The sequence below is a fragment of the Bacillus cereus group sp. BfR-BA-01347 genome (genome assembly GCF_022663835.1).
GTDB classification, from domain to species: Bacteria; Bacillota; Bacilli; order Bacillales; family Bacillaceae_G; genus Bacillus_A; species Bacillus_A thuringiensis_K.
The window spans coordinates 112,175-124,046 of record NZ_JAKUGG010000009.1; the positions used below are offsets into that span (position 1 = coordinate 112,175).

Sequence of the window (11,872 nt, forward strand, 5' to 3'; positions counted from 1 at the left end):
TTATGATGTATTTAAATACTAAACATATCAATGAAATGGGTGTTAATTGGGAAGAAACAATAAATGTCATTTCAAAGGCAGTACAAAGTCTTGATGCAGAAGATTTTTCTCAGCCAATTAAGCCATACTTACGTTTCGATGATCCGGCTAATAGAATTATTGCTATGCCAGCTTATATTGGAGGAGAATTTAAGGTTTCAGGAATCAAATGGATAGCTAGTTTTCCGAAGAATATTGAGAAAGGTATTCAACGTGCTCATTCAGTTACTATATTAAATGATGCTATGACTGGAAAACCATTTGCGACGCTTAATACAGCAATGGTCAGTGTTATACGAACAGCTTCTGTTACAGGGTTAATGATTCGAGAGTTTGCCAAGTTAAGAGATTTAAATAATGTTAAAGTTGGAATAATTGGATTTGGACCTATTGGTCAGATGCATTTAAAGATGGTAACTGCCCTATTAGGCGATAAAATCGAAAGTGTTTACCTATATGATATCAATGGAATTAAAGACGAATTAATTCCTGAGGAAATTTATTCTAAAACTCAAAAGGTTAATGCTTATGAAGAAGCCTATAATGATGCTGATATTTTTATTACTTGTACTGTTTCTGCAGAAGGTTATATTGATAAGAAACCTAAAGATGGAGCGCTACTACTCAATGTTTCTCTTCGTGATTTTAAGCCTGATATCTTAGAATATACAAAATCCCTAGTTGTTGATAATTGGGAAGAAGTCTGTCGTGAAAAAACTGATGTTGAAAGGATGCACCTTGAAAGAGGTTTACAAAAAGAAGATACAGTATCAATTGCTGACGTTGTAATCCGAGGAGCACTGCAAAACTTCCCTTATGACAAAGCAATATTATTTAATCCAATGGGTATGGCCATTTTTGATGTAGCCATTGCTGCTTATTACTATCAAAGGGCTAGGGAAAAGGAAATTGGTGTTTTATTAGAAGACTAGTAAAATTATTAAAGCGCAGTTTGAAATAATTGTCTAATAGCTGCTAAATATCGGTAAACACAACTAATCATTATAGAAAATTAGTTATTTGATAAGCTTAGAATTTATGTAATTATTTGAGGAGCTGTTTTTATGAGTGAAATTATTTCGGCCTTAGATCTCTTACATCCCAAGCAAATTCGCTTTCATGAATCATATGAACACAAACGATTGGAACAAATTTGTCGTGTAATGGAAAGTGAAGGTGTTTTACGGAATCCTCCCTTAGTCTCTGAGCTTAGTGATGGTAATTATCTGTTACTTGATGGTGCCCATCGTATGAAGGCTATGATGGCATTAGGTTGTAAACGCGTTGCTGTACAGGTAGTACCTGATGAAAAAATAAAAATTCGTGCTTGGAATCATTTATTACCAATGGGGGAATGGGTAAATAATTTAAAGAAAGAACCTACAATAATTTGGTCAGGTAAGATTATTGCTAATAAACGTTTGCTTGCAAAAATTACAGAAGCAAATAAACAAGTACATTTTTTATATGCAAGGGATTTAAATAGCGACTTATTTAATCATTTAGAGATATGGCATCGTATTGTCAGCTTATATCAACATGAGTATACGGTACGCCGTCATTCAAATGATACTGAGGTCTGGCCTCATTCAAATGAAATATTGATGAGTTATCCAGAATACTCGTTGATGGAACTGAAAAAGGTAATTGAAGCAAAGTTTTTAATGCCAGCGGGAGTTACTCGTACGACGCTTAGTGGTCGGTTATTGAATTTACGTATACCACTTCATATATTGCGTACGGAAGTATATCCTGCTGGTGAATGGGAAACGTTATGTGGAAATTGGTCAAAATGTTTACGCCTTTATGACGAGCCAATATATGTTTATGATGCTTGATATATTGTTTAATGATTATGATGTATATTTTTTATTTATTTGTAAAAATTTCATTATATGATTTATATTAATTCCAAAATATTTTTATTATGTTATAAAAACTTTTTGAATTAGTATTTAAGACTAATCTAAGAGAGGTTTGTTATCGGATGGGGTAAATATTACCAAAAAAGATAAAGTGGAGATCTCTAAAAAATTAAAAACTTTCTTGGGTGATCAATATTCACTTGAATTAGGAGAGTACATAAGCTTTGAGATACTTGAATTTATAATAAAAGAATTAAATCCACATTTTAATCTAGCTACAAAAAATAGGTTGGAAATTCTCTTGAAAAATATAGAGAAAGAGATATATAGTGAATTAGTTTCACATGAAGATAACAAAGTATAGGCAATATTACATGTATTTAAATGTAGAATAGTATAAACCTACATCTACATAATGTGTTGCTATTAATTTGGTAGAATAGCGAGGAACAAGAGAATTGATGATATACAATTTTTAAAAGAGATGGAATTGAGAAGTGAACATACTTACAATTTCATCTTTTTATTTTTGACACGATTTTTGCAATTCAAGCTTGATATTAGATTCTGACAAAGCCTTTTAGGCAGGGTGGATTTTGTAAGAGAAATTAAATATATTAAAGTTATTTCATAATTGAAATTTATTGGCGAGTTCATATACAATTAAAAAAAAGAGTTGATTATCTCCTTTTATGGTAAAATATTCTTGATAGTTATCTTCTATAAATCTAATTTTTTTCATAAGTGTAATTACAATTCTTAATGGCTATTTAGGTATTAGAAGAATTATTTAAATTAATAATCAGCATCGATTATAACAAATTTATAAAATAAAAAATATCAGTTAAGAAAATAGTGTTTAAATTTTAACGCTATAATAAGCACGTTTCTTTTTATTATATCAATATAGTTAAATATCCTATTATTTTATTTTTTGTAAATATATCTTTATTTAATTAACATTTAATGGTATATTATTTTCAGACAATGTTGTGGTAGAATATTGAATTTATAACAACATTTTCAAAAAAAATAAGAAGGTAGGTATTGGAATGGAGAATGAAAAATATTTACAAGTTGTAGAAGATGAAGAGCTTGAACAATTAGTTGGTGGTATAGGACCTGGTTATATTGAAACTTTAACTAAAGATTGTCCAAGAGTGACACCTCAAATATGCGTACCAATTAATGGAATCTGGACTTGTAAAAGATGCTACTAATAGTTAAAGAGAGTAAGGCAAAAGGCCTTACTCTCTTTAATGATAATGAATTTCTAACTATTTCTCCTACCTATAAAAAGAAGAGGTTATTATGAAAAATAATTCACGTGGAATTTTAAATACAATAGATAATGTGTCCTCTTTAGTAACAAAAGAAGACCTAGAAAAAAATTTTATTATCTTTTTAGAGGATTTTTCATGTAACGATGTTATTAAGAATGATGAAAACTATAACTTTCAAAAAATAATACAAACATATGTAGCATTCTTTAAAAATATGATAATAAATAAAATTGATTTTTTTGGTAATGTTGAGAGGATTTCTGAATCGATAATGTTGGATTTAGAAAAAAGATTATATCAAGTATTAAGACCATCCTTAATTGTATACATAAATAAACTTAGAGTAGAAAAAGCTTTAATAGGAATGGATATCAATGAAGAATATAAGTATTTTACGAGGAATTTCTTTCATTTTAAAAAAATTCATGTGAATTTCTTTAAAATGTTACCTTTACTAAATGAAAAAATTTTTACAATAATTGAAAATGAAATAAATTATTTGATGTGGTTACAAGGAGCTCTTAAAAAAGATCAAAAAGAAATTCATAAAATGTCGGGTTTTAATATTATGCATCTGGAAAAAGTTACTAACCTAGGTGACTATCATAATAATGGAAAGCGAACAATCCTTTTAGAAGATAAATTTAATCATAAGATAATTTTAAAACCAGTTGATTTGAAAAATTCTATTTTATATCACAGTTTAATTAATCAACTGAATAAAGATTTAAATACAGATATCTTTATTCCACAAGTAGTTAATAAAAAAAATTATGGATATATGGAATTTATTAATCATGAATCATGTGAATCTAATGAGCAAATTAAAGATTATTATTATAATTTAGGCGTCGTGCTTTCTGTAATATATCTGATTAATGGAAGTGACATACATAATGAAAATATTATAGCTCAAGGATCCTCACCAGTCATAATTGATTTTGAGACATTAGGAAGTACATTAAATCCAAGTATCGCTGAAGAAAACAGTAGTTTTATATTATCTAATTCAGTATTAAATTCTAGAATGCTACCTATAAGGTTTAGTGGAGGTAGAGAGGTAATAAGGGATTACAGTGCAATTGGGAGAGTAATGAAGACTTTGGTAAAAACAATTAAAATAAAAAATGAATTTACATCCAATCCAATTGAAATAAGAGAAGAAACAATAATAGAAGATACAGTTCAGAATTTACCTTTTTTTAACAATGATATATACGAGTATGATAATTATATAAATGATATTATTAAAGGTTTCGAAGATGCATATAATTCAGTTTTAAAAAATAAAGAGGAATATATGTATATTTTAAAAAACAGTATTTCTAAATGGAATTATCGAAAAGTATATCGAAATACAAAAGTCTATACTCTTTTATTAGATAGACTAAATGTTCCGGATTTATTAGAGAATAAATTAAAGACTATAAAATATTTACGAAATATTCTCGAAAAAAACACATACTTGGCTACGAGGAAAGATATTATTCAAAAAGAGATAGAGGCACTATTATCCTATGATGTTCCATATTTCTTTAATAAGTATGAATGGGGGGCTTGCGAGAGTTTATCAAGTAATGAAATAGATTTAGAAATGAAATTCCAAAAAATTTCATATGCTGACTTTTTACTACAAAGAAAAATTATAGAAATATCCCTTTCCAATCAAAATGATAATCTATATAAGCTGAATTCAGTAAAGGAAACAATTAATTTTCAGACTAAATTACCTACAAATAAAATAAAGGAAGCAATTACAGGGAAAATTCTGGATGGTAGTTATATATCAAAAGGCGGTGATGTAGATTTTATTGGACTAAAAACAAATTGGCAAGGGGAGCTCGAGATAAACCATTTGAATAGTGGAATATATGATGGATTATTGGGAATAAGTTCATTATTGAGAAATAATGCTGATCCTAATTACATTGAATTTATAAATAAACTCGAACAAAAAGCCTTATTAGAAATTCTAACCAAAAATAAGAATAATTATGGTTTTGTAAATGGTGTTAATGCTATTGTTTCTTACTATTTAACAAATTTACCGCATATAACCTCTCTCAATGAAAAGGTGATATTGCAAATATTTATGAGTATCAACTCCGATATCGAAAAAGGTGGATATAACGATAAACATTTTGATATATTAGGTGGTTCAGCCGGTCTAGTTTTAACTGCAGTTAAGTTTTATCAAGTTAATCCTAAGTATAAAATATTGCTTGAAGTGGCTGAAAATCTCGGTGACTACATTGTCAATAATATGCAAACAGATAATGAATTTGTATATTGGAAAGCTCACGATACTCTAAATTTAGAAGATTCATTAAAGGGATTTGTTCATGGATTATCAGGTCAACTTCTCGCATTTTATAAGTTAAAAGACATATTAAAAACCAATAAGTACGATAGAGTAATACATGGTATACATAAAAGTGAGAAAATGAGTACGAGTAAATATGAGTATACTGATAGCTGGTGTAAAGGGTTTAGTGGAATGGGAATATCAAGAATTAAAATTTTAGAATCATATCAAAATGAAGATATACAATCGGATTTAATCTTTTTTAAAAATCAAATCTTAAGTACATTACATGAAAACAGTGATTATTGTTTATGTCATGGTTTAATGGGGAAATTAGACTTTTTATTGGAGTTAGAAAATAGAGGTATGCTAGAGCGAAATGAAAAACAAATTGTTATGAAAGTAACAAATAACTTTTTGAATAATTTTGATATAGAAGATTTTAATCCTCATAAAATTTCATTATTTACAGGTTTAGGAAGTATTTTGTATTTTTTACAAAGGTTAGAGAATAATAAACTAAATAGCATTTTATACTTTAATGCCTAGAATAGGTGATAAATATGTTAAGAAAGAAAATTAAGTTTATACCGCAAATGACATCTTTTGATTGTGGACCTAGTTGTCTAGCAATGATTATGCATTATTACGGTTTAGCAGTACAAGCTTCGGAAATTAGAAACAGTAAAATTATTAATAAAAAATCGTCATGGAGTTTGTTGGACATAAAAAAAGTTAGTGAATCGTATGGACTCTCTGCAACTGCATATAGGATAGAAAATATAACTGATTTACAAAGGATACAAAAGCCGATGATAGCATTTTGGGGCTTTAATCATTTTGTAATTATTGAAAGGGTTAAAGAAAATAAATTTTATATTGTAGATCCTAAGGCAGGGCCAATGGTAATCGATATAAGAAGTTTTGAAGAGATGTTTTGTAACTATATTTTAGTAATAGAAAACAAAGAAGATATACAGCCAAATATTAAAAAGCGTGAAAAACATATACTACTTAGATATATTGATCATTTTGTATCCCCAAGTCAGATTCTTTTACTAGCACTATTAGTATTATTAGCACAAATCTCAATTTTTGCTTTCCCTTTTATTTTGAAAAAGTTTATGGATATTTTGAATGCTTCAAAGGAAGTTGATGTAAAATACCTTTTAATTATTTTGGGGAGTTTAATAGTTGTTATAGGGATAAAATCTATAACTTCAATTATAAAAGTAAAATTTCAAAAAGAAATTGATAGAAAAAGTACAACAAAAGTTTTTGAGCATATGTTTAATATCCCCATAGAAAAGATTACTACACGTCACGCAGGGGATTTAAATGTAAGAATCATGAGTCTAGAGTCAATACGAGGATATATTTTAGAAGATCTAATTGAAATGATTATATCAATAGTAGTTATCATTCCATTATTGATGTATCTATTATATACTGAGACTTTTTATACTTTAATATTGATGTTTTTTATTGCTAGTTCCCTATTCATCAATATTTCCTTAGGGAAATTTATATATAATGCTAATTTAGTCGAAACGTATTACCTAGGAGAACATAGAGGGAAAATTAATGAATCATTAAAAGCGATGTATTATGTAAAGGCCACGGGGATTTTTTCTAGAATTAAATCTGTATGGAAAAAAGATTATAATAAATATCTAGATACGGTACATAAAAGAGTGCTAAAACAAAATGCTTTAGAATCATTTAATAGCTCCCTATCAACAATATTTATTATCATAATGCTTGCTGTAGGATTTTATAATTTTAGTAAGGGAGAAGGGGATTTAAGTAATATTTTCTTCTTTATTGCCATATCTAGTATTATATTTTCTCCGGTTTCAACGATTATAGGATCAATTTTAAATTGGAATTCAGTTAAACCTCTTTTATTAAGAACTTTAGATATCTTGGAAGAGGTGTTAGAAAAAAATGGATCGGATACCGAAGTAGACATTCTTAGAGGCTCAATTCAATTCAATAATATTTCGTTTAGTTTTGATGATAAAAAAATAATAGAAAACTTAAGTTTAAACATTAAAAATAACGAAAGTATTGCTATTGTTGGAGAAAGTGGCAGCGGTAAATCCACTTTGGCTAACTTATTATTAAAATTACATACTCCCGATAAGGGTAATATATTAATAGACGATAGAGATATTAAAGATTGGAACAGTGAGGAACTAAGAAAAAAGGTAGGACTAATGACCCAGGATGGAGTTCTTTTTAGAGGAAGTCTATTTGAAAATTTATCTTACTTTGATATAAATTATGACCCTTTAAAAACCCAGAATGCTATAGATAAATTGAATTTAAGTAATTATATTCAATTTCAAAGTGTAACTGATATTTTTATATCTGAGGGAGGAACAAATTTCTCCGGTGGTCAAAGACAAAGGTTAGCAATGTTACGCCTGTTCATGAAAGAATATCCGATTCTTATTTTAGATGAACCAACTAACCATTTAGATAGAGAAACAGCAAATACTGTTATTGAAAATATATTTGCCTTATCGTCCACTAAGATTATTATCACTCATGACGAAAGTATTTTAGAACGTGTAGATAGAGTTTATGAGCTTACTGATAAAAAATTAAAACAACGAGAAATATTTTCGAAATCCAAGTTGCAAACATTAGGTAAAGGATAAATAGAGTATCTAATAAGTCGAGGACTTATTAGATACTTACTTTTATTTTGGAATGAGGAAGTGAGGAAGTGAGGAACAAAATGAAATTAGCAATTCAAACTAAAAATTTAACAAAATCTTTTGACAATCAATCCATTGTCAGAGATTTAAGCTTATCTGTTCCTGAAGGAAGTTTATATGCTTTTATTGGACCAAATGGTGCAGGGAAAACAACAACAATGCGAATGTTATTAGGATTAATTCCATTAGATAAAGGAACGATATTATTTAATAACAAAGATATCAAAGAATGGAAAGAAAAATTATTTGAAAATGTGGGTTGTTTTATTGACTCACCTACCTATTATCCTAATTTAACAGCTTATGAAAATTTAGCCTATGTACAAAATATGATTAATAAACCTTTAGAAGAAATAGATAGAGTATTAAAAACTACAGGAATATATAAAGCAAAGGATAAAAAAGTGAAAGATTTTTCTTTAGGAATGAAACAAAGGCTAGGTATTTCCTTTGCTATTCTTAATAATCCTAAAATACTAATTCTGGACGAGCCGACAAATGGATTAGACCCAGAGGGAGTACATGAGATTAGACGCTTGTTACTTCATTTAGTAAAAAATGAGGGGAAGACTATATTTATCTCTAGTCATAATTTAGCTGAAATTGAAATGATAGCAGATCACATAGCGTTACTACATAAGGGTAGCTTACTCTATGAAGGGAATTTAAACAGTATTATTACCTCTGGAGAATATATTATTCATGTTAATGATACAACTGTCACAGAAAGAATTTTGAATGCAGAGGGTATATCTTATAGCATAGAAAAAGAAGGGGTATTCAAGCTAATAATAGATCAAAACAGTGTTCCTAGTTTAACTAGAATATTAATTAGGAATGATATAGATATTTTTGAAGTTAGCCCTAAAAAGCCAACGTTGGAGGACGTATTTTTATCTTTAACTAAACAAAAGGAGCTACTATAATAATGCAATTTATCTTTAAAAGTGTGAATAGTGAGATGAGGAAAATTGGTGGGAGAAAATTATTATTATTTTCTTTGTTTTTTTCATTATTATCAAGCTTTTTGTGTATAAGTTATTTTATTTTTAACAAGAATAACCCTGACATGTTTCAATCTACAAATCTTATAGCAATTACAGTTAACTTTAATACACTAACGTTAAGCATTTTTTCTGCTTGTATGTGGTATTTTATTATTTCTTCTGAAAATAAATATGGTACTTGGGCTATTATTTATACAAAGCCAATTTCAAAATTCAAGTTATTGGTAGCTAAAAATCTATTGTTTATACTGCTCTATTTGATCTTTAATATTTTAAATTTTACAGTTGTAGGTATCTATATTTTTATAAATGGATATGAAATACCCATATTGTATTTTTTAAAAATGTTGTTACTTTGTACCATTTTATCTTTAGCAATACCATATTCTCAATTGCTTTTTCATTTAATTATAAAAAAGGGAATTCTAGCAGCATCCTTGTCAGTTATTTGGATTTTTTTTAGCGTAACATATGGATTATTCCCTACAATATTCACAAAGACATTTCCAATATTTTATGCATTGAATATAGTAAGTGACGTAATGATTAAAAAACCAACTATTTTAATATATCTTGCAAGTTCTTCAATATATATTTTAGGAATTATGTTATTAAGTGTGAGTTTTAAATATTATACATATGAATAATAAAGGGTGAAATAAGTGGGTATTTTAGGTGAATATAAAAAAAGTCTTCATAATGGGTTGTATATCCTGTTACTAGTATTTTTGTTGATACCAATAAGTTTTCAAGTTTTTTTAACTGTATTGTCTCAAGTAAAAGATGGCGTTGACATGCATATAGCGATTCTAAGTCTTTTTTGTAGATTATTTTTACCAATTGCAATAGGTCTATTAGTGTCATTTTCTTTTGTAAACGAATTCAGAAGAAAAGGATATATGTCTGCTATTTATCATGGAGTTACTTTAAAAACTATATTAAGTAATAAGTTTTTGTTTTGTTTAATAATTACTTTTTGTTATTTAATATGTGCTTTAGTCATAACTAGTATACCTATAGTATTAACGGTTGATAGTCTCGGGACTGTTTATCAAAGTTTAAGTTTTTCTATACTTTTTATGGTAATTAGCTCTCTAATTATAGTGAATTTACATTTTTTAATAAATATAATATTCTATAAAATCCCTCTACTTTCATTATTAGTAGGAGTTATAGGTGGACTGGGTAGTTTTTTTATCTCTCATACAAACTATTGGATACTATTTCCTTGGTCATATCCAATTATGAGTCTTTATATGGATAGCATTGAACCAAAACAGTTGTATATTATTCTTATTGTATATCTATTAACATTACTAAGTTGTATATTTATTATTAAAAAATCAATGCAATGGAATTAAAGTTAAAATAAGAAGAGTAGTATTATTAATAATAAAGCGTGTTGTAGTTGCTATAAGCTGAATCTCGTTACGTTAAGTGAAGTAATAAGACAAGCTGATTAAGTACTATTTAATTCAAAGAAGCTAAAATATGAAGAATGTAACATATGGCTGATAGAATAACTATTAAAAATTCACCATATGAAAAAGGTAGCTGTACAAAAAGTACAGCTACCTTTTTTTACAAAATCATTCGTATACAAGAGCAACCTTAGCGTAAACTTGCGCTTAATGGTACTTGAGAATAAACTGTGAAATTGTTACTATAAGTACCATGTTTAGAAAATGAGGAAGAAATAGAACTGTTCCAACTCTTGTAGATAGATCCAGATATATCTGCTCTTAGAAGTACGTTTGAAAAGCTAGCTTGGCTAAAAGAATTATGTCCAGTATCTTCAACGCCCTGAACCATTTTTACTGGTTCGTATTGAGAAAATGAGCCATATACAGGCTGATTTGTATATCTAGGGATTCCATTTACATACATAGTAACCGTACCATTGCCGGTATTAATTATTTTAAGGTTTACTCGATCACCATCTTTAATTGATGTATCATATTGTGTGTTCCAATACTTATTGTTTTGACCTGATTCATTATATCCTGAATTAAGAAATACTTTATATCCACTTGGTGTTTTTGAAATACCACCTTCAACTTTAGATGCTCCAATACCTAAATACCAATTCACATATCCATCCTTAACAACAACTGATTTTGGTAGGTTTATATCAGCTGCAATTCCAGTATAATTACTATTTGTAACACTTTTTACAGCACCTTCTGTAGCTGCAAAACTTGTAGTTGAAAACATTGATAGAGAAATTAAAAGTGAACTGACTAGATACATCATTTTTTTCTTACTTTTCCTTAATGCTTGATTCATTTTTAAATCCCCCTTATTTTTAATTATTAAATTGTATTAAAAGTTGGCCAACTAACTACGACTTACAATCCAAAGATACATTAGGTTTAATTAAATGTATATATTTTCCTGTCATAAGTCATTGAAATGTCAAATAAATTAGATGATTCGTATTTATCAATATAGGGGGAGTTGACGGTATGAAGTGTTATGTCTATTTAAAATTAAGAAGGCTTTGTTAAAAATAAAATAAAGCTTACAAGTTTGTTGGGTATAATATGTATTACGATTTATTTAGGAGAGATAAATATGGAAGGAATACAAGGGATTTTTCAAAAGATATATCTCAAATTCTGAGAAATAAAATAAAAACAAATGAAAT

General features: G+C 28.0%; 10 protein-coding genes. 9 read left to right on the forward strand and 1 reads right to left on the reverse strand.

Annotated elements, in window-relative coordinates; translation table 11 throughout:
• Positions 1-2 precede the first annotated feature (2 nt).
• The 9 genes from sbnB (at position 3) to MR143_RS15360 (ending at position 10,586) form a co-directional block, all read left to right on the forward strand.
• A complete protein-coding gene (sbnB, locus tag MR143_RS15320) occupies positions 3-971 on the forward strand; it encodes a 2,3-diaminopropionate biosynthesis protein SbnB (protein ID WP_002101741.1) in 969 nt (322 codons plus the stop codon).
• 132 nt (positions 972-1,103) lie between these two features.
• Positions 1,104-1,877, forward strand: a complete 774-nt coding sequence (locus tag MR143_RS15325; RefSeq protein WP_001289608.1) for a ParB N-terminal domain-containing protein — start codon at positions 1,104-1,106, stop codon at positions 1,875-1,877.
• Positions 1,878-2,016: 139 nt separating this feature from the next.
• Complete coding sequence (locus MR143_RS15330) at positions 2,017-2,268, forward strand: DUF2164 family protein (protein ID WP_131250467.1); 252 nt, start codon at positions 2,017-2,019, stop codon at positions 2,266-2,268.
• 688 nt (positions 2,269-2,956) lie between these two features.
• Entirely contained in the window at positions 2,957-3,124 is a 168-nt protein-coding gene (locus MR143_RS15335; protein ID WP_000426726.1) for a type A2 lanthipeptide, read from the forward strand.
• Between the two features lie 91 nt (positions 3,125-3,215).
• Complete coding sequence (gene lanM, locus MR143_RS15340) at positions 3,216-6,041, forward strand: type 2 lanthipeptide synthetase LanM (protein ID WP_097999340.1); 2,826 nt, start codon at positions 3,216-3,218, stop codon at positions 6,039-6,041.
• A gap of 14 nt (positions 6,042-6,055) precedes the next feature.
• On the forward strand, positions 6,056-8,158 hold the full coding sequence (locus MR143_RS15345) for a peptidase domain-containing ABC transporter (RefSeq protein ID WP_000944708.1): 2,103 nt from the start codon (positions 6,056-6,058) through the stop codon (positions 8,156-8,158).
• An 80-nt stretch (positions 8,159-8,238) separates the two neighbouring features.
• Positions 8,239-9,144, forward strand: coding sequence for an ABC transporter ATP-binding protein (locus tag MR143_RS15350; RefSeq protein ID WP_109140494.1), 906 nt, complete (start codon positions 8,239-8,241; stop codon positions 9,142-9,144).
• Positions 9,145-9,146: 2 nt separating this feature from the next.
• A complete protein-coding gene (locus MR143_RS15355) occupies positions 9,147-9,872 on the forward strand; it encodes an ABC transporter permease (protein WP_001159644.1) in 726 nt (241 codons plus the stop codon).
• A gap of 15 nt (positions 9,873-9,887) precedes the next feature.
• Complete coding sequence (locus MR143_RS15360; RefSeq protein ID WP_000511805.1) at positions 9,888-10,586, forward strand: ABC-2 family transporter permease; 699 nt, start codon at positions 9,888-9,890, stop codon at positions 10,584-10,586.
• 250 nt (positions 10,587-10,836) lie between these two features.
• On the opposite strand, the gene MR143_RS15365 is transcribed toward MR143_RS15360, so the two are convergent.
• Entirely contained in the window at positions 10,837-11,511 is a 675-nt protein-coding gene (locus MR143_RS15365) for a hypothetical protein (protein ID WP_109140493.1), read from the reverse strand.
• Positions 11,512-11,872 lie beyond the last annotated feature (361 nt).

Coding starts and splice junctions, on each gene's coding strand:
- sbnB (WP_002101741.1), top strand. CDS start 3: ATGATGTATTTAAATACTAAACATATCAATGAAATGGGTGTTAATTGG.
- MR143_RS15335 (WP_000426726.1), top strand. CDS start 2,957: ATGGAGAATGAAAAATATTTACAAGTTGTAGAAGATGAAGAGCTTGAA.
- lanM (WP_097999340.1), top strand. CDS start 3,216: ATGAAAAATAATTCACGTGGAATTTTAAATACAATAGATAATGTGTCC.
- MR143_RS15345 (WP_000944708.1), top strand. CDS start 6,056: ATGTTAAGAAAGAAAATTAAGTTTATACCGCAAATGACATCTTTTGAT.
- MR143_RS15325 (WP_001289608.1), top strand. CDS start 1,104: ATGAGTGAAATTATTTCGGCCTTAGATCTCTTACATCCCAAGCAAATT.
- MR143_RS15365 (WP_109140493.1), bottom strand. CDS start 11,511: ATGAATCAAGCATTAAGGAAAAGTAAGAAAAAAATGATGTATCTAGTC.
- MR143_RS15350 (WP_109140494.1), top strand. CDS start 8,239: ATGAAATTAGCAATTCAAACTAAAAATTTAACAAAATCTTTTGACAAT.
- MR143_RS15355 (WP_001159644.1), top strand. CDS start 9,147: ATGCAATTTATCTTTAAAAGTGTGAATAGTGAGATGAGGAAAATTGGT.